Raw genomic sequence first — 25,091 nt, forward strand, 5'->3', positions numbered from 1 at the left:
TTTGAGCGTATTCGTCCTGAAAATGGCCGCACATTTACTAAATTCCTCAACTTTGTCCACCGATTCAATAAAACACATGCAAATAGTACGCTTATGAGTAGTTCAAACAATCATTGGCTAACCTCTTTTTTCGGAAAGAATCTCTATATTTATTTATCGTTTCTTTTCAGTGTACCTCTCTTCTTTATGATTGAAACGTACGTCAGGGCCATAGGAATCCACGAAGACGAGGCCGTTGCCACGACAATCACGTTCTTATTTATTGTAGGAATCTTCGCGGGTAGGTATATTTCTCAACTTTGGATTTTGCCTACGAAAACGATCTCCAATGAGTATATTATTGGAATGATTCTTCTGATTATAGGTTGCGCAGTTGGGCTGTTTGCCTTGCCTTTTCAGGGGAATAAATTAGTGCAGCTTTTGTTTTGGATTCCGTTCATTATCGTCCCTTTGGCCTTGGGTACTTTGATTAAAATGATTCGGAACAATGTCCAGCAACAACTGCGCGAAGCTCAGCAGCTCGCCTCGCAAAGCAAAAGCGAGTTGCAATTGTTGCAGTCGCAATTGAGTCCGCATTTTTTGTTCAACACGCTCAATAACCTTTACGGATTATCGATTACGCAACACGAAAAAATCCCGCCATTGTTATTAAAATTGGCTGATTTATTGCGGTATTCGGTTTATGATGCCAAAGAAGTGTTTGTACCGTTACAAGACGAGTTGGCATACATTAACAATTATATTGACTTTGAAAAAATACGTATCGGAGAGCGGTTGCTGCTACGAACAGCCATTGAACCCCTTCCTAAACCCGACATCAAAATTGCCCCGATGTTGTTGATTGTCTTCATTGAAAATGCTTTTAAACATTCCAAAAACACGGTAGACGAAACCATTTTTGTGGACTTGACGCTCAAAACCTGGTCGGACTCCATTCTATTTTCCGTAAAAAATTCTTATAACCCAGCGAAGGAACCCGAAAGTACGCCTGAAAAACACAGTGGTTTTGGCCTTGCCAGTGTAAAAAAACGATTGGAGTTGCTTTACCCTAATCAACACGATTTGATGATTGAAGAGAAAGACGGTTCTTATCAGGTCATGCTTCAGCTTAAAATGAAGTAAGAAATTGGAAGTAAGAGGCAGGAGAAGTAAGAGGTATGAAATAGGATGAATTGTCATTACTTTGCAATTTCAGACCTCCTACTTCCTAAATCTTAATTTCGGTAACTTTTTGCAAAAACCCCTATGTCCCAAATCAATTGCCTGATCGTTGATGACGAACCCATCGCCCGCGAAATCGTCAAAGCCTACTGTGGTCATTTGCCCATGCTTCACATTGTGGCTTCGGTTGGCAATGCGTTAGAGGCCAAAACGATCTTGCAAACTCAAAAGATTGATATTCTTTTTTTGGACATAAATATGCCCGTGCTCAACGGCATCGCGTTTCTTAAAACCCTCAGAAATCAACCTCAAGTTATTTTTACCACAGCTTATAAAGAATATGCGGTGGATGCCTTCGATTTGGCGGCCATTGATTACCTGCTAAAACCGTTCTCGCTTGAGCGCTTCATCGTGGCCGTTGACAAAGCGTTGGAAAGGTTGATACTTCCAGAACAGGGAGGAATGGAAAACGGAAAAACGGAGAATTATCTGTTTCTGAAATTTGACGGAAAGATTTACAAAATCATGCACGAAGAGTTGCTTTTTGCCGAAGCGCAGGGCAATTACATTAAAATTGTCACCACCCAAAATTCATTACTTCCAAGCATGACATTTTCGGGTTTTGAGGACTTATTGCCAAAATCATTGTTTTTGCGTGTGCATCGCTCTTTTATTATCAACAAAGCCAAAATTACGCACATTGAAGGCAATCGTGTTTTTATTCAAAACCACGAAATCCCCATCGGGAGCAGTTATCGCGAAGACTTCTTGAAAAATTTGGGAATTTAACAACCAAAGACACCTGTGTAACAATATATACAATTACTTTTAGATACAAAAAATCAAGAATTTATACACCTTTCAAGAGAATCTATGATTTTTTATTGGTTAATTTACTTTTAACCGCATTTTTGATTTTTTTTACATAAATCGTCCAAAGTTCGTATCAAATTGATTGTATATGTCGATAAAAGTTGCTATTTCCCACAAAACTAAATACATCTTTGACCGAAGTGTCAGCCTTTCACCGCACATTTTTCGGTTGCGCCCTGCCCCTCACTCGCGCACGCCGATTGAAGGATATTCGTTTAAGATTTCACCCAAAAATCATTTTATCAACTGGCAACAGGACCCTTTCGGCAATTATCAGGCACGGGTGGTTTTTCCCGAAAAAACGACCGAGCTGAGCATAGAAGTGGAAGTCATTGCCAAAATGCAAGTCATCAATCCGTTTGACTTTTTTGTGGAAGAATACGCCGAAAAATTCCCTTTTCAGTACGACAAACTCCTCAAAAATGAACTAACCCCCTATCTGGAGGCTCGCGAGGCGGGACCGATGTTGATGGATTGGATTGAGAAAAACAAGATTACGACCGACATCAAAACCGTTGATTATCTGGTCTATCTCAACCAAAAACTTTTCAAAGACATCTTTTATAATGTTCGTATGGAACCCGGTGTCCAGACCTGCGAACAAACCCTTAGCAGTCTGAGCGGCTCATGCCGAGATTCGGCTTGGCTGTTGGTGCAGATTCTTCGGCATTTGGGGATAGCGTCGCGCTTCGTGTCGGGCTATTTGGTTCAGCTGACCTCCGACGTAAAATCGCTCGATGGCCCTTCTGGACCCGAAGCCGACTTTACGGATTTGCACGCGTGGGCCGAGGCCTACGTGCCTGGCGCCGGCTGGATTGGACTTGACCCTACTTCGGGGCTTTTTGCGAGTGAGGGACACATTCCGTTATGCTGTACCCCAGACTACGCCAGCGCTGCCCCCGTAACGGGTGCGACCGACATTTGTGAAGTAAGTTTTGAATTCGACAACCGCGTCTACCGCATCCACGAAGACCCCCGCGTCACCAAGCCCTACACCGAAGAACAGTGGGCAAACATCATGCAAGTAGGCAATGACGTAGAAAAGGATTTGCATGAAGGCGACGTACGGCTCACGATGGGCGGCGAGCCGACTTTTGTTTCAATTGATGATTTTGAATCTCCCGAATGGAATTCCACCGCCGACGGCCCGCTGAAACGTAAACTAGCCTATGACTTGGCCCTGCGCCTCAAAAATCGGTTTGCACATGGAGGCTTGCTTCATTTTGGACAAGGGAAATGGTATCCTGGGGAGTTGTTTCCGCGCTGGCAATACGCACTATACTGGCGCAAAGACGGCCAAACGTTGTGGAAAAACGACGCGTTGGTGGCCAAAGAAGATGGTCCAAAATTTACGTTTAGAGATGCTGAGTTATTTGCGTCTGAACTGACCAAATATCTCGGAATCAATCCTAACAATTTAACGTCCACCTACGAAGACCCCATTTATTGGGCCTTGGAGGAAGGAAAACTCCCTGTCAATATCGACCCGTTGGCCGTCAATCTGAAAGATTCGGTTGAGCGTCAGACGTTGGCAAAACTATTGGAAAAAGGCTTAAATAACCCAGCAGGCTACGTTTTGCCCATCAAATGGGATTGGCGGACGCAGGCTTGGACAAGCTGTGTGTGGCAGTTTAGACGTAATCATTGTTTCCTGATTCCAGGCAATTCTCCCGTTGGATTACGTTTGCCTTTGGAATCACTGCCTGAGGTAACCAAAGACAAGCGCGAAGACCCCATAGAGCGGAGTCCGTTTGAAGATTTGCCGCCGTTGGGCGTATACGGAGGCGTGGTTGAAAAACGCTATGGCACCATTGCTCCCGATTATAAAGCCCCTGTTTCGACGGTAAAAAAAGAAAAAACTGACGAGAAAGAAGCCGAGAAAACGGTGGCCTATGAAGTCGACACCTTCAAAACAGCCCTTTCGGTGGAAGAGCGCGATGGCATTGTGTACGTGTTTCTTCCTCCTACCGAATATTTAGAACATTACTTGGATTTGATGGCTTCTATCGAAGCCACGGCCGAAAAACTCCAAATTCCTGTACGGATTGAAGGCTATACGCCGCCGTCGGATTATCGTTTACAAAAACTGATTGTCTCTCCCGACCCGGGCGTTATCGAAGTCAACATTCATCCTTCCAAATCGTGGGGAGAATTAGTTGACAACATAAGTGCCCTGTATGAAGAGGCCTTTTTTGCCCGTTTGGGCACCGACAAGTTTATGGTGGATGGGCGACATACGGGCACGGGCGGCGGCAACCACGTCACCATTGGCGGAGCTACTCCTTCCGACAGTCCCGTACTTCGTCGGCCCGATTTACTGCGCAGTTTGATTACCTATTGGCAGCACCACCCCGCGCTCAGTTATTTGTTTGCGGGTTCATTCATTGGCCCAACGAGTCAAGCACCTCGCATCGACGAAGGCCGCGACGAGCGCCTGTACGAAGCCGAAATTGCCTTTGACCAAATACCCGATGAAGGAGAAGTGCCGTTTTGGATGGTCGACCGAATATTCCGCAATCTATTGGTGGATGTGACGGGCAACACCCACCGCACGGAATTCTGCATTGACAAACTGTATTCCCCCGATTCTTCCACGGGGCGATTGGGGATTTTGGAATTCCGGGCGTTTGACATGCCGCCTCATAAGCACATGAACTTGGTGCAGACCTTGTTGGTACGGGCATTGATTGCCAAATTCTGGAAACAACCTTACAAGAAAAAACTGATTCGTTGGGGTACCGAATTGCACGACCGCTTTTTGTTGCCACACTTTGCCTATCTCGACATGATAGATGTGGTCAACGACCTCAAAGATGCAGGTTATGCCTTCGATATTTCGTGGTTTGACCCTTTCTTTGAATTCCGTTTTCCGCATTACGGCAACATCACGGTCGACAATATGCAACTCGAAATACGTCTTGGTATTGAGCCTTGGCACGTACTTGGCGAAGAGCTATCTAGCTCAGGAACAGCGCGTTTTGTCGACTCTTCGCTTGAGCGTTTACAGGTAAAAGTAAGCGGTTTTGTGCAAGACCGGCACATTTTGGTTTGTAACGGCTGCCGGGTTCCGCTTCGCAGTACCGCCGTCAAAAGTGAATTTGTGGCCGGTATACGCTACAAAGCCTGGAACCCACCATCGGCACTTCACCCAACGGTCGGGGTAGATGCACCGCTGGTATTCGACGTGGTAGACACTTGGAACAACCGCGTATTGGGCGGCTGCACCTATTTTGTATCGCACCCTGGAGGCCGCAGTTTTGACACTTATCCCGTCAATAGTTATGAAGCCGAATCCCGAAAAATAAGTCGTTTTTGGGGCTTTGGACACACGCCATCCAACGAAAATCAGGAGGCATCAATACCCGTTCAGCAGGCTACTTCTACCATTTCGCGGTTTGTGGCCGAAAGCAAAAAAGACCTAAAAATTGATACGCCGATTGAGTTAGTCAATCCAGAATATCCAAATACGCTGGATTTACGAAGATTTTGGCGCGCAAAGTAGTAATTTAGGGCCATAATACCGTTTTGATATTATTTGTAACCAATCCCTAATGCACACAGGCACCGCTCTTGATTTATTCCAATCGTATCGACAGGAAATCAATTCCTACGACGAAACCATCGGCCCCGATGGTCGCGTTAAGCCCCACTGGCAAACGCTATTTGCGTCGCTCGAACGACTAGGAATCAAAGAGCTAGAAGTGCGTAATCAGGAGATTATCAATAGATTACGAGAAAACGGTGTTACGTACAATATTTATGACAGCTCGGATGGCCTGAACCGTCCTTGGCAACTCGATCCCATTCCTTTTCTCATTGAGCAAAAGGAATGGGATCATATTTCAAGAGGCCTCAAACAACGGGCATTGGTGCTCGACTTGATGCTGAAAGACATCTATGGCCCCCAAAAACTGGTCAAAGATGACATCTTACCTCCCGAATTGGTGTTTGACAATACGGGTTTTTGTAGACCTTGTTTTGACATCAAAATCCCTTCCCAAAATCAATTGATTTTGTACGCCGCCGACATGGCGCGGGGACCCGATGGCCGAATGTGGCTCGTCGATAACCGTACCCAAGTTCCTTCAGGGGCAGGCTATACGCTCGAAAACCGCCGCATCATGAGCAAATTGCTGCCTGAGCTGACCGAAGGTATGTTTGTGAATCGGCTTTCTCCTTTTTTCAATCATTTTAGTCAAACCGTCGCAGGATTTGCCAATCGGGGCAAAGAAAATCCTAACATTGTTTATCTTACGCCTGGCTCCAACAACGAAACCTATTTTGAGCACGCTTATTTGGCCTCTTATTTAGGCTATACGCTGGCCCAAGGCGACGATTTATTGGTCCGCAACGGCTACGTTTGGTTAAAATCCATCGACGGTTTGGAACGCGTGGATGTCATCGTGCGCCGCGTTGACGACGATTGGTGCGACCCGCTCGAACTGCGGGAAGATTCGCGCCTGGGTGTACCCGGGCTGTTGCACGTTATTCGCTCGGGCAATGTTACGGTGCTAAACCCGCCCGGCGCAAGTGTACTCGAAAACAGTGCCTTTCTGGCCTTTATGAACATTACGTGCCGCTATTTTTTGGGGGAAGAGCTCATCATGCCGTCGATTGCGACTTGGTGGTGCGGGCAACCCAAAGAGCGCAATTTCGTGTTGGCCAACCTTCACCGTTTAATCATCAAAAAAGCCAATCGAAAGCAAAAATTCCGGTCCATGTACGGGCGACTGTTGACCAACGAACAGCTCAGCGACCTCAGAAACGCCATTCTCCAAAATCCACATGAATATGTGGCGCAGGAAGAGGTGAGCCTTTCAACCACACCCTCGCTGATTGATGGGAAAATCGAGCCTCGCTTGGCCTCGCTCCGGGCTTTTTTGGTCTCTGATGGCAATGACTATCAGGTGATGCAGGGCGGTTTGACCCGCAGCTCGGCCGAAAAAGACCGGTACATCATTTCAAATCAATACGGCGGAATTTCCAAAGACACTTGGATTGTTTCGGACACGATGCCCGAGGTCAAGACCAAAATTATTGTTCCTAAATCCCTGCCCGTTATTCACCATACTTCGCTGCCGAGCCGTACCGCCGAAAACCTGTTTTGGGTGGGCCGTTACAGCGAACGCACCATGGCGCTGACCAAATTTTTGACCATCGTCATCAACGCACTCAACGAAAACGTGGCTTTCAGGGGTTCATATAAATCAGAGTACATCGACATTTTGTTGCAATCCATTACCCACCTGACCTTTACGTATCCAGGCTTTACCGACGAAAAGAATGAAGAAATTCGCGAGAATCCGTACGTAGAAATCATTGAATTGATACGGAACGCTCAAAAATCAGGCTCGGTGGCCTCACATTTGGGCTCATTTCTGATGGCGGTCATTAGCGTCAGCGACAAATGGAACAACGACACCCGCCGGATTATTAACCTGATTGAAAACAGTCAGAAAAAGGTCGTCAACGCCGACATTCAAAACCCCAACGGTTTTCAAAAAGTGTTGGACAAACTGCACATTCGCCTGTTTACTTTCTACGGCATCATTTCTGAATCCATGCCGCGCGACAACGGCTACTATCTGTTGGAAGCGGGCAAACTCGTAGAGCGGGTACTATCTCGCATCAGTATTATTCGTTCTTTTTTTAGCTTCAAAAATGACGAAAACATTGAGAGTGAACTTATTGAAGCCTTGTTGACCAACCAACACCTGCTGGTTCATTACCGTCAGATTTACAAAACCAGCTTTAATTTAGAAGCTACCCTCGACATGGTTTTATTGGACAATAAGCTCCCTTATTCGCTGGTGTATCAACTAGATATGTTGTCGAACTGTCTAAGTCAACTTCCCAAAAATGCCCAATCAGACCGTTTAAATCAAGCCGAAAAAGCCGTTTTGGAGGCGTCTGCCAAAATCAAACTGGCCGATATTTCCAAACTAAGCGCATGTCAGCCCAGCACCTTGTTTCGGGAAAAATTAGATGGCTTGTTATCGGAGGTAACCGATTTAATTTCTTCAGTTACCCTTAGCTTAACCCATTTGTATTTCATGCATACCGTCATTCAAAATGTTTTGCTGGAGGGTACGGATAACAACGACATTCATGAAGTATAAGCTAACGCATCGAACGCACTATAAATATGTGGTACCAGTAAATACCTACCACAGTTTGGTTTGTTTGAAACCCCAAACCATGAAGGGACAACTTTGTCATTCTTTTTCGCTCCACATCACGCCCCTTCCCGTTGAAGTGGTTCCGAGAACCGATTTTTTTGGTAATACATTGCATTATTTTTCCATTGATGTTTCGCACAAAGAATTGGAAGTCATAGCCGAAAGTGCCGTAGAAAGTTTCCCCAAAACCATTTTGTCGGAAAGCCTCTCCATGACCTGTCAGGAAGCCCGTCACTACGTTTGGAATACCCATTTATTGAAAGCGGAACTGTTGCAATATATGTTGCCGAGTCCGTTTATTACTTGGGACGATGAAATCAAGGATTTTGCCCGCGATTGTTTTGCCGATACCCTTCCTTTATATGACTGCGTGCGAAGGTTGTGCCATAAAATATTTACTGAATTTGCTTTTGTTTCCGACTTCACTAGCCTTAATACACCCCTCAAAACCGTCTTGAAAGAGCGCAAAGGCGTTTGTCAAGATTTTTCTCATCTGGCCATTGCTTGCCTGCGAAGTTTGGGGTTTCCAGCCCGTTACGTAAGCGGCTATATAGAGACTTTGCCGCCACCCGGCAAGAAAAAATTGCAAGGTTCGGATGCTTCCCACGCATGGTTGTCGGTTTATATTCCTAACATGGGTTGGTGCGAATTTGACCCCACCAACGACATGATTCCGCAAGAAAGGCACATTATCACGGCCTACGGACGGGATTACGGCGACATAGCCCCGCTGAAGGGAATCATTTTCAGTTCTGGCAAGCATACCTTATCTGTCGCAGTCAATTTAGTCCCGCTCGAACTTGGGTAGAAGTTTTGGAGTCATGGATTGTCACGCATTAGTCATTTGTGGTCGTTAATTGATCATGAGTTTGTGTTTGTCATCGTTTGTATAGAAATAGTTATAACCGCTGTATTATACGAATTCCAGACTACATAATGACAATTCGTAAAACCACTTCGTTTTTTGGTATCTATCAAAAAAGCTATCTTTGACGCTCAAACCCATTATGCATTGATTTATGCGTGAATTTTTGGAGAAACTGAACGTGATTTGGCAAAAACTCATTGCTCCTGTAAAACGGGCATTCGGTCTGTTGCTGTCGTTATTTTACAATTTATTGGGTAAAATAGTGGGCAAGGAACGGCTACAAAACTGGACTCATACCTTACAGGCGTACCGTACCTCGTTAAAAAGAAGTTTTTATTCTCGTGTTGATGTTAACTCCCCCTACTACCGCCCCGTAATCCTGACTTGGAAAGCATTTGTGTACGGGACCGCCGCGTTTGCTTTTTACATCTTTTGTGTCGAAACCAACTTTTTATGGTTGTGTGGCAGTATGCCCAGCGTCGAAGATTTACAAAACCCCAAGGTGGCCCAAGCCTCCGAAATTTATTCTTCTGACGGGCAATTGATTGGGAAATTTTATACCGAAAATCGTACTCCCATTGACTACGATAGCCTTTCTCCCAATCTTGTAAAAGCCCTCATTGCGACCGAAGACGCCCGTTTCTATGAGCACTCAGGCATTGACTCACGGGCATTGATGGGAGTAGCCGTCGGTATTTTAAAAGGCGGCGAGCGCGGCGGCGGAAGTACCATTACACAACAATTGGCAAAGAAACTGTTCAAAACCCGTAAACGCTCCGCAAGGGGGTTGCTTGGTTATATTCCGCTCGTTCGTACCATTGTCTACAAAACAAAAGAATGGCTCACGGCGATTCGGTTAGAACGGAACTTTTCGAAGGAAGAAATTCTGACGATGTACTTCAATACCGTCGACTATTCCAACAATACCTACGGCATCAAGACGGCTGCTCGGTATTATTTCAACAAATCACCTTACGAACTTAACATACAAGAAGCGGCGGTATTGGTGGGTCTCCAGAAAGCCACCAACACCTACAACCCGACCAAAAACTACGACAAATCGCTGGTACGTCGTAATACGGTGTTGTCGCAAATGGTGAAATACAACTATTTGAAACAAAGCCAAGCCGATTCTCTCAGTAAACTTCCCATCGAACTTCGCCTGACACCAGAGCGCTTCAACGAAGAAGACGATGAATACGCCATTTATCAGTATTTTAACGGAAGTGTGGAAGCATTTATGGAAAAATGGGGCGAAGAGAACGATTATGACCCTTATACGGATGGCCTAAAAATTCGGACAACGATTGACTCTCGGATGCAACGACACGCCGTAGCCGCCGTAGCTGAGCGGATGCGGATGCTCCAGCAAAGCTTCGAAAATCATTGGTTGAATCAAAATCCGTGGCGCGACGAGCAGGGCAACGAAATCCCGAACTTTTTGAACGATGTGGCCAAACGCACCGACCGTTACAAGTTTTTATCAAAGCAATTTGCAAAATTGGATTCAGCCGCCCGGCAGGATTCCGTTTGGTATTATATGAACAAAAGAGACACCATGACCATTTACGACTGGAAAACGGGTCGTGAGAAAAAAGTCATGATGAGCTCGATAGATTCCCTCAATTATTACAAGCGCATTCTGCGCGCGGGTATGATGGCCATGGACCCTTATACGGGGCAAATAAAAGCTTGGGTGGGTGGTTTGAACTATAAATTCTTTAAATACGACGCCGTTCAGCAAGGAAAACGCCAGCCCGGCTCTACCTTTAAGCCCTTTGTTTATTGCGCCGCTATCGACAGCTCAGCGTTTAACATGAGCCCCTGCGATAAAATGGTCGATGAGCCGTTTCAGATTGAAGTTCGGGAAAAAGTTCGCGGACGCGATACAACCCGAATCTGGCGACCCAAAAACTCCACGGGTGGTTTTACTTATCAGGAACTAACCCTAAGACGGGCTTTAGCGCGCTCCATCAACTCCGTTACGGCACATCTAACAAACAAAATTGGCGCGCAATCGGTGGTGAATTACGCCCATAAACTTGGCATTACGACCACGCTGAAAGCCGTTCCGTCCATCGGATTGGGGCCGTTTGATGTGTCGTTGTTTGATATGGTAGCGGCTTACGCGGTATTCCCCAACGGCGGCCGTCATACCGACCCCGTAGTGGTGGCGCGCATCGAAGATGCCAACGGGAGCGTGATTGAGGAATTTGCCCCGCAAAGCAAACAGGTCATCAGCGAAGAATCCGCGTTTTTGATGGTTCACATGCTCAAAGGGGGTATCGAAGAACCCGGAGGGACTTCGCAAAACATCTGGACGTTTGGCAGTTTGTTTAAAAATGGTTTTGAGATTGGCGGAAAAACGGGCACCACTTCCAACAACTCCGACGGCTGGTTCATGGGTGTCACCAAAGACCTCGTGGTAGGCGGCTGGGTGGGCGGCGACGACCGCAGTATCCACTTCAGAAGTACAAATCTGGGCGAGGGAGCCAAAACAGCCTTGCCTTTGGTGGGGCGTTTTCTGGAAAAAGTGTACGATGATGCAAGCATCGGTTATAAACGCGGGCCTTTTCCCAAACCCACAATCACCATCATCAAGCCCTATAAAGGTTGCGCACCTTCGTCGCCAATCGAGCAAGTACCTGACTCAACCAACGCCATTAAAGACTCTCTCTTTATGCTACCTCCGTCGATTGACCCCGACATTGAGATTCCGGATGTGCCAGTGGATACGATAAATTCGTAGAAGTATTATATGGTCTTTTCGGTTCAATTCTTACGAATTCATCCCCTATTCAAATATCGTTTTTTAAAAGTCAACGGGTTTTCACCCGTTACTTTTTTGAACGTGCGGTTAAAATATGACAGACTTTCAAAGCCGCACTCAAAGCAGCTTTCGGTCACGTTTTTGTCCATCAACAACAGCTTCTTGGCTTGGTTGACGCGGTAATGGTTGAGAAATTCGGTAAAGGTCAGCCGCGTCATTTTCTTAAAATAACGACAAAAAGCGGCATTGCTCAGATGGCTCAGCTCGGCTACTTCGTCGATTTCGATTTTGCGCTGATAGTTTTCATCCATAAACCGATACAGGCGTTTGAGGCGCTCTTGGTCTTTTTTAGTGTACTGATTTTCAACGGGTTTGGCATGCAGCAATTCAATATCCGTTGCAGAGGCCAAGAGTTGAAAAATGCTTAACACTTCCAAAAACTGTTCAAAATGAGGTAGATAGTAGATTTTTTTTAGGCGTTCGCTTATTTTTCTAGTCGTTTCTTTTCCAAATCCTATTCCCAATTGGGCTTTCTCAAAAAGTTGGAATACGCTTGCCAACTCAGGAATAGCAACAAATGATTCCCCCAAAAAATCGGGGCGAAGGTGAATCACTATTTTTTCGTATTCTTCCTTCACACCATAATCAAAATTCAAATGGGGAATATTGGACCCAATAAATACCAAATCACTGCCTTGGTAGCGAGAAATGTGCTCTCCAACGTGCCGATTTCCATTTACGCCTTCGATATAGACCAGCTCAAATTCGGGGTGGAAGTGCCAAAAAAAGAAGTCATTCATCCTCGGGTTGAGCATGACCTTAAACGAACTGTCGGAGGCTATATTTAATTCTTCAAATTGTATTTTCATCCTTCGTTGAGTTTTTTCTCTGTGTTCCTCCGTTTCTCTGTGATTGTTATTTTAAACCACGGAGAAACGGAGATTCACGGAGATAAATTAGTTTATATTTACAAATTAGCCATAAATTTATGATTAATAAATCAATATTGTTCAAATTTTAGCAATAATCGGGGTAGAAATCGGCCATCGAAAGCCATTATCTTTGTATCATTATTTCAATCCAAAATAAGACATAACATGGAAGCGCAAACTATGGCCCCCACAATGGCCACCCCCAACCAAAACCATAAAGATATTCCTGGCAATCCGTCAACGGCTACCAGCAGTCATATCAAGTTGAGCGACCGTTCCAACGGCCAACCCCTTCGGGTTTTGAGCGAAGAAGATTGGGCATTTTGGATTCACAATGGCTACATTGTCATTAAAAATGCCGTTCCGAAAGAACAAGCCGAGCGCACTGCACAGTTCTTGTGGGAATTTGAAGAAAAAGACCCTACAAACCCTGAAACATGGTACGCCCCTCCCCGTGCAGAAATGAAAATGAAAGAATTGACGGGAACAGGAATGGTGGAAGTATATAACAACCAACACCTCTGGAATAACCGCCAGATGCCGCGGGTTTATGATGCATTTGTGGATATTTGGGGCACCGAAAAACTGTGGGTAACCATCGACCGCGCCAATCTGAACTTCCCGATTCGGCCTGGGTTTGAATACAAAGGTTTTATTCACTGGGACTATGACCCCGAAACCAAACCTCAAAATGTGCAGGGCGTATTGGCTTTGGCGGACCAAACCGACGAAAACATGGGCGGATTCCAATGCATTCCTGAACTTTTCCGGACGTATGATACGTGGAAATTGACCCAACCCGCCGATCGTAACCGATTCCAACCCGACATTACGGGACTAGAACAATACTTAGTCAAAGTCAAACTGGAAGCAGGCGATTTGTTGATTTTTAACAGCTCGCAGCCGCACGGCATCCGGCCAAATTTATCGGGCAACAAAGTACGCATTGCGCAGTACATCTCCATGATGCCCGCCGAGGAAGACAATGAGTCGATGCGACAGTGGCGGATTAATTCGTGGAAAAACCGCATTTCTCCCGAAGGATACGCCTTTCCAGGCGACCCGCGCAACTGGGAGCAAACCAAGTACGGCGTCGCTGAACTGAATGAACTAGGTAAGAAACTGCTTGGGTTAGAAAACTGGTAGGCGATGAAGCAAGAACCGTTCTTAGCTTTATATATGCTCAAAACGGTTCTTGTTATAATTGCATTTATTGCGCTTTCAGCTGCGTCGTAGCGGCCCCAAATTGCCCCTTAGGGGTCATCCCTTCTACCCGAAGATTGAGTTGTGTTTGAGCATCTGACGTAAAAAATGTCATCTTGGCTTTACCTTCTTTATCGGTCTGTACCATCGGTGCCCAAAATACCGTTGGACGAAAATCGGGCCTTACGTGCTCAGGAGCCGCTTTATCATAGCGCGGTGCGTAGAATTCACGGACAGGACTGTAACCCAGCAATTTGGTTACTAGCGTACCAGGCACGGGCTCTTTGTCTTTGGACCAATCATAATTTTCACCGCCTCTTTTGGTCAAAATTGCAATAACACCGCCTCCACCTCGACTGCCATAAATGGCCGCCGACGCTCCTTTCAGAATATCAACGGCTTCTACATCCACGGGTGGAATATTCATAATGGAGGCTTTATCGACGGGCATTCCATCGAGGACAAACAGTGGTTCTACCACGCCGCTGAAATTGGCCGAGCCTCGAATCTGCACCGTGCGGTTAAACCCGCTACCCGTCACGGTGACACCCGCTACACGCCCCTGAATAACGTCAAAGATGGTCATTGCCCCCGAGGAATTAATTTGGTCAAATTTGATCGTGGCATCGGGTGTGCCGTAAATAGCACGGCGGCTGTCTTTTTTTATTTGGTCGCTTTTTCGGGCTCTGACTACCACTTCCTGCAACATTTTTTCGCGGCTTTCTCGGATTTTGCGCTCTATTTGCAAATATTCATCTGCTCGCTTCAAATACTCGGCCAACTCATTGGCGTCAAACTGAATACTGTTAAAAGGCACTTTAGTGACCGTCACGGTAGCGGGTTGGAAAGCATCCAGCAAGATATTAAAATTACGATTTCCGCGCTCCGACACGGCTTGAATCAAGAGATTTGTGGTGTCGCGAACGTCCAAATTTAGGGCGGCAAATTCGCCCGTTTCTGCCGTTTCGCCCATAAAAACCGCACGGGTGCTGTCCTTCCCATTGGATTGCAACATATAAGTCAACTTCACTTTTCCGGGCTGTTTTTTGTTGCTGCGCACTACCTTTCCCATTAATGAAATCCCTTCTTCCACAAAATATTTATTGGCAACAAGCGAATCTTCCAACGCGTTTTTCCAAGAAAATCTCCGCCACCCCTGCGTCATCATCAACACTTCTAGGTCACGCACGTTATTGGGGTTTTTAGTGTCAAAATAATAAGAAGGCTGCTCAACCGCGCCCTTTAAGTCGGATGTAAGCAACGTATACGAACGAATATTTACGCCATACATCTCTTTTTCAAGCACTTGCCTCGCATCGGTCACGGCTAAAGAAAAACTCCCGCTGACGGGATTACCCGCCGCATCTTTTGCCGTCAGTTCCAACTCTACCTTTTCACGGCTTTTATAAACCGCTTTGTCAGCCTTCAATTCTAGCGACAAAGGGTGATTTTTGTTGACAAAAACCAGGCGTTCACAAACGGGCAAACCTTTTTCGTCAAAAACCGTCAATTGCGTAATTCCCTCGGGAAGATTGGCCCTTGGAATACTGAAAAGGGACATCTTTTTGGCCATCGACGTTCTGGCGGCGTACATTATTTCTCCCCTCGTTTGGGCAATCAGTGCGAGTTCGCTCGTTGCCGAAACAACCTTGTTGTGTTTAAGAATAACCCTTACATTTTCTTTGTTAGAAACATTGTCCACCATCATCACGATTCCTTCTTTTTGCGGTTCAGGAAAAGCGTAACTCACATATTTACCGTCTGGCTTACGCACCTCAATGCGGTATTTCTCTCCTGGCTCGGGCGTGATGGTAAAAAAACCCATGCCAAATTTGAGCGTTGAAAATCCCACCAGCGTATCATTGGCCTGATTGAGCACCGCCCCCGTAATGTCAGCGCCTTTCCCCAAAATATTGGTTGCTTTAAAAGCCACTCTTCCCTCCATTCCCAGCACCAATTGACCGCCTTCGGGCATAAACTGCACGTCGATGTCGTCGGCGTTGGAAGGATAAACAGTCGGTGATGCCTCTGCCCGAAAAATGAGCAAGTCACGGTGAAAAAAGAAATCTTCCGAAAAATTACGCATCCAGTTTGTGTAGGCCCTGACCATATAGTCACCCGCTTTGAGGGAATCTTTAAGGGCTAAATCGCCTTCGCCCAATCCGCCAATCATTTCAATTTTCTTTAACAAAACCACTTTCCCAGTCGATTTATCGACCAAATCCACGTACAAAACTTGGCTGACCGAGTCGGCCGTGTGACTGCCGCTGTTGATTAAGTAGGCCTTAAACCAAATCGTTTCACCAGCCGAATAATACGGCCGATCCAAGTGCAGATAAGCTTTTTCCTGAGGAGAGTTTCGTTGGTAGGCTTCAAATTTTGCCACAATTTTGTCTAACCAATTATCGTCGAAACGAAAAGCGCTCAACGCAATGCAAGACGCCGCGAAAAGTGTAAACAGGCTGTTACGGAACATCGGTATTTTAACGGTTTAGTTTGTAAAATGGCAGTTAATAAAGTATCAGTTCTAGCGCAAATGACTACGCTTTTTCTTCCCAAATTTGACAAAGATTTACAATCACTTCGACGGCCTTTTGCATATCTTGCACCGAAACCCATTCCAATTTTGAGTGAAACGCGTGTTCGCCCGCAAAAATGTTTGGACACGGCAATCCCATAAACGAAAGCCGCGACCCGTCGGTCCCCCCACGAATACTCCTACGCTTGGCAGTAAGACCGCTGCGCCGAATCGCTTCTAGCGCAAAGTCACTCACCTGTGGATGTTGGTCCAGCACTTCCTTCATATTTCTGTATTGCTCTATCACCTCAAAATGGGCGGTAGAATAGGGATAATTCGTCAAAACATGATCCAAAATATCCTTCAAATACGTTTCTTTTTCGTGCAATCCTGCCAATGTAAAATCACGAATGATAAATCCGAGGGTTACTTTTTCCAAAATTCCTTCGATATGGGTCGGGTGAATAAACCCCTCCATGTCTTCGGTAGTTTCGGGCGACAAAGTATCTTTTGGCAAAGCGGCCAGCACATCTGCCGCAATTTTAAGCGCATTTTCGAGTTTTCCTTTCGCAAAACCTGGGTGCGTACTTACGCCTGAAATCGTAATTTTGACCGCATCCGCGCTAAAAGTTTCGTCTTCCAATGTTCCAACACTCTCACCATCAATAGTATAACCAAAATCCGCCCCCAGTTTTTCTAAATCTACCTTGGCAGTACCACGACCGATTTCCTCATCGGGGGTAAAAAGGATTTTGACGGTTCCGTGTTTGATGTCAGGATTATTTATCAAAAAATAAACTGCATCCATAATTTCCGCCACGCCCGCCTTGTTGTCGGCTCCGAGCAGCGTTTTACCGCTGGCGGTTACAATGTCATTGCCAATTTGGGCGGTTAAATCAGGATGTTCTGATTGACGTAGCACCTGCGATGAATCATCGGGAAGTACAATGTCAGAGCCGTCCCACTTCGTATGCACGATTGGCTTTACACCCGCCCCCGAGCAATCGGGTGAGGTATCAACGTGCGAAGAAAAACAAATTACTGGCACGTTGTATTTGGTCGTGTTGGCGGGGAGCGTGGCATACACATAGCCATGCTCATCGAGGTGCGCGTCTAAAACACCCATTTCAAAAAGTTCAGTGACCAACAATCGGCTCAAATCTTTTTGTTTTTCGGTGGAAGGCTGCGTGGTGGAATTAGGGTCGGATTGCGTATCAATTTGAACATATCGCAGGAAGCGATCAAGCACAGTAGAGGGAGTTGATGACATGAGTTGGTGGGCTGAGTGAATAAAAAAACCGAATAGCAAGATGCTAAACGGTTTTCAATTTACCAAACCTTTAAATATTGACGGTCAATGAAAGGTTTTGAATGGAAATTAACTACGATTTTTTAAATCGATACAGGTACGGCGCTTTGTTGGCCGCTCCTGTGTACAGCTTTTCGATTCGTTCCAAAATATCCAAACTCAGCATTTTTCGCTGAAAATTATTCCGACGAAGGGGCGTCTCCAAAATAGTCTCGTAAAGGCTTTGCAGTTCCATCATCGTGAATGTTTCGGGCAAAAGATTGGAGCCTATCAATTTAGAATCCAGCGTTATTCGCAGGGTTTCCAACGCTTTTTGAATGATTTCGCGGTGATCAAAGGCCAATTTGGGCAATTGCTTCATCTCAAACCACTCACAGTATTCTGACAAAAAATCTGGCGTGGGGTTTACTTTTGAAAAGTCTACCAAAGCGTAATAACCAATGGACACATATCGCTGCAACACCCAAGGTTCGTTCATCGATTCTGGGTGGTGTACTTCCATGATTTTTTGGATAAATTCCTTGGTGGAGCGGTCTGCCGAACCAAATACCCGAAATTGTTCCAAATAAATATCTCTCAGGCCCGTCCGCTCTTCCAAAATTCGCTGAGCAGCATCGTCAATTCCCTCACTCTGCTCTACATAGCCGCCGGGCAACGCCCATAAATCCAAGTTTTTTAATTTCAGTAACAATACTTTGAGTTGTTGATTATGAAAACCAAAAATCACGCAGTCGACTGAAAGTTGGGGGATAAAACGGTGTTTTAACGCTAAAAAATCTTCAAGTTCATTCATAATGGGCATACATGCAGCATAAGGGTTTAGGCAAAAATACGTAAAAATTTGAGTAATATAATAAAATCAGTTATTATTGTCCCATAATGAGATAATAACAAAATTATCTCTACTAAAATTAAAACATTACCAAGTTAACCTATCAGTTTCAACTCGTTTTATTCATGAAAAAAGTAAACGTAAACACCCGAAAATCAGTCCGTTTCCTGCTTCTCAGTTGGAAATTGCTGATATGTGGCGCAGCAATGGTTTTTGGGCAATCGCCCGAACGCCGCGTGTTGATTTTCAGCAAGACAGCAGCCTTCCGGCACGCTTCGATTGAGGCAGGAAAAGTCGCTTTTCAAAAAATGGCCCAAGAAAAAGGGTTCACCGTTGATTTGACCGAAGATGCCACGCAATTCAACCCAGAAAACCTAAAACGTTATCGTGCGGTAGTATTTCTAAATACAACTGGCGACGTACTGAACGCCAACCAACAGACTAATTTTGAGCACTATATCCAAGCTGGCGGCGGATATTTAGGCATTCATGCCGCAACCGATACCGAATACGACTGGCCGTGGTACGGACGCTTGGCGGGGGCCTATTTTTTAGACCATCCTTCTGTTCCAAGCAACGTTCAAAAAGGGAAATTTATCGTAGCCATGAAAAACCATTGGGCTACCAAGGGAATGCCTGATGAGTTTGAACGCACCGATGAATTTTATGCCTTTAAAAACATCAGTCCAAGTATTAATGTACTCCTAAAAATTGATGAAAAAACCTACCAAGGAGGCAAAAATGGGGACAATCACCCCATGAGTTGGTACCAAGAATTTGACGGAGGAAGGGCATTTTATACCGCCATGGGGCATACCGATGAGACCTTCTCGGAACCTCTTTTTCTTAATCATATCTGGGCTGGTTTGAACTACGTGATGGGAGGCGATGCGCCCAAACCTTTGGATTATACCAAAGCACGTCCCGACGAAAACCGTTTTACAAAAGTGGTTTTGGAAGAAAAACTGGACGAACCCATGGAACTTTCCGTGTTGGGCGACGGGCGCATTTTATTCATCCAACGTAAAGGAGAAATTCGACTTTATAACACCAAAACAAAGCAACTCAAAACCATTGCCAAGCTCGACGTAAACACTAAGTATACCAGCAAAGAAGGAAAAGTTTCGGAAGGCGAAGATGGCGTTTTGGGATTGAGTAAAGACCCTAATTTCGCCCAAAATCACTGGATTTACCTCTATTATTCTCCCGCGGGTGGTGAGCCCAAAAACATCTTAACCCGTTACGAATTACGTGGTGACGAGTTGGTTATGAGTTCAAAAAAAGTAATCTTAGAAGTAGCCACCCAACGCGAAGAATGTTGCCACACAGGTGGCTCCATCGCTTGGGATAAAGCGGGGAATCTATACTTATCAACGGGCGACAATACCAACCCCCATGGCTCCAACGGTTTCAGCCCTAGCGACGAGCGCCCAGGCCGTGAATCTTGGGACGCCCAAAAATCATCGGCCAATACCAATGATTTACGTGGAAAAATCATTCGCATCAAACCACAACCTGACGGTAGCTACACCATTCCCGAAGGAAATTTATTCCCCAAAGGGACACCGCAAACCCGCCCCGAAATCTATACCATGGGCCACCGTAACCCATTCCGCATTTCAGTAGACCAAAAAACAGGTTTTGTGTATTGGGGCGAAGTTGGTCCTGACGCCAACAAACCCGCCGACGACCGAGGCCCTGCAGGGCACGACGAAGTGGGTCAGGCCCGCAAAGCAGGTAACTTTGGATGGCCACACTTCGTGGGCGACAACAAAGCCTACAACAGATTTGATTTTGTAAATAATAAATCGGGTGAAAAATGGGACGCGACCAAGCCCATCAATACCTCTCCCAACAACACTGGCTTAAAAGAACTACCACCCGCCCAAAAAGCTTTTATTTGGTATCCTTACGGCGAATCTCCCGAGTTTCCGATGGTGGGAAGCGGCGGTCGCAATGCCATGGCGGGTCCCGTATTTTACAGCGAAGATTTCAAAAATGCCGCTCGTGCTTTCCCCAAGTATTATGATGGCAAAATCCTGACCTACGACTGGATGCGCGGCTGGATTATGGCCGTTACGATGGATAAAGACGGCAACTATGTTTCGATGGACCGCTTTATGCCAAGCTATAAATTCAGCAATCCGATGGACATGGAGTTTGATGCCAATGGCGATTTGTACATGCTCGAATACGGCTCGGGCTGGTTTACGGCCAACGATGACGCGCGTTTGATACGAATTGAATACAACGGCGGAAACAGAAAACCCATTGTACAGGTAGCCACCGACAAAATGGGAGGCTCGGTTCCCTTCAAAGTAAACCTCTCATCAAAAGGAACAACCGATGCAGATGGTGATGCGCTGAAGTATTCTTGGAAAATTACCTCCAAAGACGGTTTTAACAAAGTTGTAAACGAAGCAAATCCAACGTTGGCGCTGGCCAAAGCGGGAGTTTATAAAGCCACGTTAACCGTGACCGATGCAAAAGGCGCTTCTAATTCTCAATCGTTGGAATTGACCGCTGGCAACGAGCCGCCAGTATTGACCTTTGACTTACCCAAAAGCAACAAGACTTTCTTTTTCGCCAACAAATCGTTTGATTATGAGGTAAAAGTAAGTGACAAAGAAGACGGAAGCCTCGCCAACGGAAAAATCAAACCCGAACAAGTAGCCGTAAGCATTGACTATTTGGCCGAAGGATATGACAAAATAGCCATTGCCCAAGGCCACCGCTCTGCGGATGCGAGTGCGGGTTTTGCCACTGGCAAAAAACTCATTGCCGCCAGCGACTGCCAGGCCTGTCATAGCATTGACAAAAAATCCATCGGGCCCATGTACAGCGCCATTGCCCAAAAATACAAAGGTGATGCCAGTGCCATCGAAAAACTCGCAAAAAAAGTCATCTCAGGCGGTAGCGGCGTTTGGGGCGAAACGCCCATGGCGGGCCACCCGCAACTTTCAGCCGCTGATGCAGGCGACATGGTGAAATATATTTTGAGTCTTTCTAACCAAAAAGCCAATACAAATTCATTGCCAGTGGCGGGTTCATACACGACCAAAGTACCAGCTGGGGATAAAGGACAAGGGGTTTTCATTCTACGGGCGTCTTACGAAGACCAAGGTAACAAAGGACTACCCTCGCTTGCCTCAGAACAAACCTATACCCTTCGGAATGCTAAAATAAGTCCGCACGGTTTTGACAAATATGAGTCGGTCAACAAAATGTCGTTTGGTGGAAATGACCTCGTGATTCCCAGCAAATCTGGCGCTTACATCGGACTCAACCAGGCTGATTTAACAGGTATTCAGCGAGTAGAATTAGTCGTTGCTACCCCCAAAGCCCAGTTAAATGCACAAGGCGGTAACATTGAGCTTCGTTTAGGCTCACCTACGGGTAAACTCATCGGCGAATCTGGATTTATTGAAGCCACCGACAAAGGAGGTTTTGGAGGAAATGCCGCCAAAATCAACCTTACCCCCACCGAAGGCATTCATGATGTTTATCTGGTTTTCCAAAATCCAAAAGCGGAGGGCTCGCTCATGGTCGTGATGGGAATCGAATTCAAAACCGATACTCCCGCATTGGGCAATGTGCCTGCGGTCGATGCTGCCCCCAAAAATGATATTAGTGCCTACGCTGGTAAATACAAAATGACAGGATTACCTTTTGAATATATCGAGGTGAAGGTGAAAGATGGCAAGGTAATCATGGATGCTGGCGGCCAAGGCGGCGAAATCAGTGCCACGGGCACCCCCGATAAATTTGACGCCGATGGCAAAGCCACCGTTTATTTCGTCCGTGACGAAAGCGCTCATATTTCCAAAATCAAGCTGGAAGCCATGGGAATGGTGTTTGAAGGAAAAAAAGAATAAAACGCATTAACGTCGGCAAGGTTTAGAACCCACAATGGAACCGCTTGCCGACGTTAAACTGTAACCATTTACAAAAATGACATTTCAAGACAATAACCTCAATCGTCGCCAATTCCTGAATCAATTGGGGATGGTTACTGCCGCAAGTTTTGTGGCCGAATCTACCTTTGCTGATGCCATGCCTTGGTTTACCATTTCGTTGGCCGAGTTTTCGTTGGCGGGTTCGTTGTTCAGTGGTAAACTCAAAAACATGGATTTTCCCGCCAAGGCCAAAAACGAATTTGGCATCAGCGCCGTAGAATACGTTTCTATGTTCTGGCAAGACAAAGCCAAAGACCAAGCCTACCTCAGCGAACTCAAACAACGAACCGCTGATTTGGGGGTCACCAACGTGCTTATCATGGTCGATAACGAAGGAGATTTGGGCGCTAACGACGCAGCTAAACGCCAGCAGGCTGTTGAAAATCACTACAAATGGATTGAAGCCGCCAAATTTTTGGGTTGTCATTCCATCAGGGTAAACATGACGGGCGACGGCACTCCCGAGGAATTAATGAAAGCGGGCGTTGAAGGGTACGGAAAATTGGTAGAATTCGGAGAAAAAGCGGGCATCGGCGTCATCATCGAAAATCACATCAACGTCTCGACCAACCCCGACTGGCTAGTTAGCCTTCTCAAACAAGTGAAAAACCCTTATGCAGGCTCACTGCCCGATTTTGGCAATTTTACTGAGCGCGAAAAACCCAAAGTCATGACGATGGAAGGCTTTATGAATGCCAAAATACTCAATGACTTTGACAAATATGAAGGCGTTAAAAAGTTGATGCCTTTTGCCAAAGGCGTCAGCGCCAAAACGCACAAATTCGACGCAAATGGCAATTGTACGGACGTAGATTTTGAAAAAATGATGCCGATTGTTAAAGCCAATCTTCCTAAAAGCTTCAAAGGCTACATCGGAATTGAGTACGAAGGCGGCGTGATGAAAATGATGGGTTCCAAAGAAAATTATTTAGACGAAGACGCAGGCATAAAGGCCACCAAGGCGCTGTTGGAAAAAGCCTTATTAAGTTAACCATTCAAGTTCTTAACATCGGTAAGCATCTAGCCTTTACCAATGTATATTCTTATCAACGTCGTCGAGAAGTCTGCCTCGACGACGTTCTTTTTTTATACGTATCTTTGCCAAGCCAATAACCGACCAATGCTGCAAGCTTTCTTACGATTTATTACGGAAAACCAACTATTTACGCCCGCCGACCGATTACTACTGACGGTAAGCGGGGGCATTGATTCGGTCGTTTTGACGCAGCTATGCCATGAGGCGGGGTTTTCATTCGGAATTGCGCATTGCAACTTCCAATTAAGGGGCGAAGATTCGGATGGCGACCAATTATTTGTACAACAACTGGCCCAAAAATACGGAGTTGACTGTCACATTGAGCGGTTTGAGACCAAGATATTTGCCAAAAAAAAGGGCATTTCTACCCAAATGGCCGCCCGCGAATTACGTTATCCTTGGTTTGAAGAGATCCGTCAGCAATTTCGCTATGACTATATTCTCACCGCTCACCACCAAGATGACCTCCTCGAAACCGTCCTGCTTAACCTGACGCGGGGTACGGGCTTGGCGGGCTTGCACGGGATTTTGCCAAAAAAAGACCGATTGGTTCGTCCGCTACTTTTTGCCCCACGAAACAACATACAGGCTTTTCTAACGCAAAATCAATTGCCTTGGCGGGAAGACAGTTCCAACGCTTCCGTAGATTATGCCCGCAATCGGCTACGCCACCACGTAGTTCCTATTTTAAGGGAACTTAACCCAAACGTAGCGGCCTCCGTTGCCACGTTGGCCGAGCGCGTCAAAGCCACCGAAAACCTGCTGGCAGCAAACCGAAAAACCATTGAGGCTGAAATCATTAGCCCCGAAGGTAGCACAATATGGATTGCTATTGCGCCATTAGAAGAGCAAGTTGCTCCCGTAGAACTGCTAGCTCAGTGGCTCACAGGCTTTGGTTTTACGTACCAACAATCAAAACTCATTTGGCTTAACCGAAAAGGACAAACGGGCAAAAGGTATTTTTCACCAACGCATACATTGGTTATGAACCGGGGTAAGTGGCTCGTCGCTCCTACCCAAAAACCTAGCTCAGCGTCCTACGAATTGAATGAACCTAGCGGTGAAATTAACTATGCTGGAGGGCATTTGACGTGGTCAACTGGTGAAACCACCGTTACAGAAAATAAAAATGAAGTCGCTTATATAGATGCAGATGCGATAACATATCCGCTCAAGCTGCGTCTTTGGCAGCCAGGCGATTGGTTCTGTCCGTTGGGCATGAAGGGAAAAAGGAAGAAAATCAGTGACTTTTTGGTCGATGCCAAGGTGCCCCGAAATCAAAAAAACCAAGTCTACGTACTCGAATCAGACGGCGAAATAGCTTGGCTGGTAGGCTTTCGATTGGATGAACGTTTTAAAATTAGCGAAACAACTGTGAGAATTTTAAAATTTTCACATGATATATCTAACTGAAAAACAGATAGTTATTTCACACACCTAACTTCATCCCAATA

The 25,091-nt window shown here is 45.8% G+C and carries 14 protein-coding genes; 10 read left to right on the top strand and 4 right to left on the bottom strand.

Features of this window, described 5'->3' with window-relative positions; all coding sequences use genetic code 11:
* Nucleotides 1-186: 186 nt before the first annotated feature.
* The 6 genes from GVN20_RS06740 (at nt 187) to GVN20_RS06765 (ending at nt 11,830) form a co-directional block, all read left to right on the top strand.
* Complete coding sequence (locus GVN20_RS06740; protein WP_166557597.1) at nt 187-1,122, top strand: sensor histidine kinase; 936 nt, start codon at nt 187-189, stop codon at nt 1,120-1,122.
* A 123-nt stretch (nt 1,123-1,245) separates the two neighbouring features.
* Complete coding sequence (locus GVN20_RS06745; protein WP_166557598.1) at nt 1,246-1,950, top strand: LytTR family DNA-binding domain-containing protein; 705 nt, start codon at nt 1,246-1,248, stop codon at nt 1,948-1,950.
* A 172-nt stretch (nt 1,951-2,122) separates the two neighbouring features.
* Entirely contained in the window at nt 2,123-5,536 is a 3,414-nt protein-coding gene (locus GVN20_RS06750) for a DUF2126 domain-containing protein (protein WP_166557599.1), read from the top strand.
* 49 nt (nt 5,537-5,585) lie between these two features.
* Nucleotides 5,586-8,153, top strand: coding sequence for a circularly permuted type 2 ATP-grasp protein (locus GVN20_RS06755; protein ID WP_166557600.1), 2,568 nt, complete (start codon nt 5,586-5,588; stop codon nt 8,151-8,153).
* Complete coding sequence (locus GVN20_RS06760) at nt 8,143-9,021, top strand: transglutaminase family protein (protein ID WP_166557601.1); 879 nt, start codon at nt 8,143-8,145, stop codon at nt 9,019-9,021. The genes GVN20_RS06755 and GVN20_RS06760 overlap by 11 nt, the downstream gene beginning before the upstream one ends.
* Before the next feature lie 211 nt (nt 9,022-9,232).
* A complete protein-coding gene (locus GVN20_RS06765; RefSeq protein ID WP_166557602.1) occupies nt 9,233-11,830 on the top strand; it encodes a penicillin-binding protein 1A in 2,598 nt (865 codons plus the stop codon).
* Between the two features lie 38 nt (nt 11,831-11,868).
* Here the strand turns inward: GVN20_RS06765 and GVN20_RS06770 are convergent, their stop codons facing one another.
* Nucleotides 11,869-12,720, bottom strand: a complete 852-nt coding sequence (locus GVN20_RS06770; RefSeq protein ID WP_166557603.1) for an AraC family transcriptional regulator — start codon at nt 12,718-12,720, stop codon at nt 11,869-11,871.
* Between the two features lie 228 nt (nt 12,721-12,948).
* On the opposite strand from GVN20_RS06770, the gene GVN20_RS06775 reads away from it, so the two are divergent.
* A complete protein-coding gene (locus GVN20_RS06775) occupies nt 12,949-13,929 on the top strand; it encodes a phytanoyl-CoA dioxygenase family protein (RefSeq protein ID WP_166557604.1) in 981 nt (326 codons plus the stop codon).
* 64 nt (nt 13,930-13,993) lie between these two features.
* Here GVN20_RS06775 and GVN20_RS06780 read toward each other — a convergent pair whose 3' ends face one another.
* The 3 genes from GVN20_RS06780 to GVN20_RS06790 form a co-directional block, all read right to left on the bottom strand.
* Nucleotides 13,994-16,462, bottom strand: a complete 2,469-nt coding sequence (locus GVN20_RS06780) for a TonB-dependent receptor plug domain-containing protein (protein ID WP_166557605.1) — start codon at nt 16,460-16,462, stop codon at nt 13,994-13,996.
* Nucleotides 16,463-16,526: 64 nt separating this feature from the next.
* Nucleotides 16,527-17,774 (bottom strand): peptidase T, encoded by a 1,248-nt coding sequence (gene pepT, locus GVN20_RS06785; protein ID WP_166557606.1) that lies wholly within the window; start codon nt 17,772-17,774, stop codon nt 16,527-16,529.
* A 112-nt stretch (nt 17,775-17,886) separates the two neighbouring features.
* Entirely contained in the window at nt 17,887-18,615 is a 729-nt protein-coding gene (locus GVN20_RS06790) for an NrtR DNA-binding winged helix domain-containing protein (RefSeq protein WP_166557607.1), read from the bottom strand.
* A gap of 155 nt (nt 18,616-18,770) precedes the next feature.
* Here GVN20_RS06790 and GVN20_RS06795 point away from each other — a divergent pair, with 155 nt between their 5' ends.
* The 3 genes from GVN20_RS06795 (at nt 18,771) to tilS (ending at nt 25,050) form a co-directional block, all read left to right on the top strand.
* Complete coding sequence (locus tag GVN20_RS06795; protein WP_166557608.1) at nt 18,771-22,520, top strand: ThuA domain-containing protein; 3,750 nt, start codon at nt 18,771-18,773, stop codon at nt 22,518-22,520.
* A 76-nt stretch (nt 22,521-22,596) separates the two neighbouring features.
* A complete protein-coding gene (locus GVN20_RS06800; protein ID WP_166557609.1) occupies nt 22,597-23,592 on the top strand; it encodes a sugar phosphate isomerase/epimerase in 996 nt (331 codons plus the stop codon).
* A 42-nt stretch (nt 23,593-23,634) separates the two neighbouring features.
* Nucleotides 23,635-25,050, top strand: a complete 1,416-nt coding sequence (gene tilS / locus GVN20_RS06805) for a tRNA lysidine(34) synthetase TilS (protein WP_166557610.1) — start codon at nt 23,635-23,637, stop codon at nt 25,048-25,050.
* Nucleotides 25,051-25,091 lie beyond the last annotated feature (41 nt).

This window comes from Runella sp. CRIBMP (genome assembly GCF_009905605.1).
GTDB lineage: Bacteria > Bacteroidota > Bacteroidia > Cytophagales > Spirosomataceae > Runella.

What these genes read in the sequence shown, in the direction of transcription:
- GVN20_RS06750 (WP_166557599.1), top strand. Translation starts at nt 2,123, where the DNA reads ATGTCGATAAAAGTTGCTATTTCCCACAAAACTAAATACATCTTTGAC.
- GVN20_RS06800 (WP_166557609.1), top strand. Translation starts at nt 22,597, where the DNA reads ATGACATTTCAAGACAATAACCTCAATCGTCGCCAATTCCTGAATCAA.
- GVN20_RS06795 (WP_166557608.1), top strand. Translation starts at nt 18,771, where the DNA reads ATGAAAAAAGTAAACGTAAACACCCGAAAATCAGTCCGTTTCCTGCTT.
- GVN20_RS06745 (WP_166557598.1), top strand. Translation starts at nt 1,246, where the DNA reads ATGTCCCAAATCAATTGCCTGATCGTTGATGACGAACCCATCGCCCGC.
- tilS (WP_166557610.1), top strand. Translation starts at nt 23,635, where the DNA reads ATGTATATTCTTATCAACGTCGTCGAGAAGTCTGCCTCGACGACGTTC.
- GVN20_RS06765 (WP_166557602.1), top strand. Translation starts at nt 9,233, where the DNA reads ATGCGTGAATTTTTGGAGAAACTGAACGTGATTTGGCAAAAACTCATT.
- GVN20_RS06760 (WP_166557601.1), top strand. Translation starts at nt 8,143, where the DNA reads ATGAAGTATAAGCTAACGCATCGAACGCACTATAAATATGTGGTACCA.
- GVN20_RS06775 (WP_166557604.1), top strand. Translation starts at nt 12,949, where the DNA reads ATGGAAGCGCAAACTATGGCCCCCACAATGGCCACCCCCAACCAAAAC.
- GVN20_RS06770 (WP_166557603.1), bottom strand. Translation starts at nt 12,720, where the DNA reads ATGAAAATACAATTTGAAGAATTAAATATAGCCTCCGACAGTTCGTTT.
- GVN20_RS06780 (WP_166557605.1), bottom strand. Translation starts at nt 16,462, where the DNA reads ATGTTCCGTAACAGCCTGTTTACACTTTTCGCGGCGTCTTGCATTGCG.
- GVN20_RS06790 (WP_166557607.1), bottom strand. Translation starts at nt 18,615, where the DNA reads ATGCCCATTATGAATGAACTTGAAGATTTTTTAGCGTTAAAACACCGT.
- GVN20_RS06755 (WP_166557600.1), top strand. Translation starts at nt 5,586, where the DNA reads ATGCACACAGGCACCGCTCTTGATTTATTCCAATCGTATCGACAGGAA.
- GVN20_RS06740 (WP_166557597.1), top strand. Translation starts at nt 187, where the DNA reads ATGATTGAAACGTACGTCAGGGCCATAGGAATCCACGAAGACGAGGCC.
- pepT (WP_166557606.1), bottom strand. Translation starts at nt 17,774, where the DNA reads ATGTCATCAACTCCCTCTACTGTGCTTGATCGCTTCCTGCGATATGTT.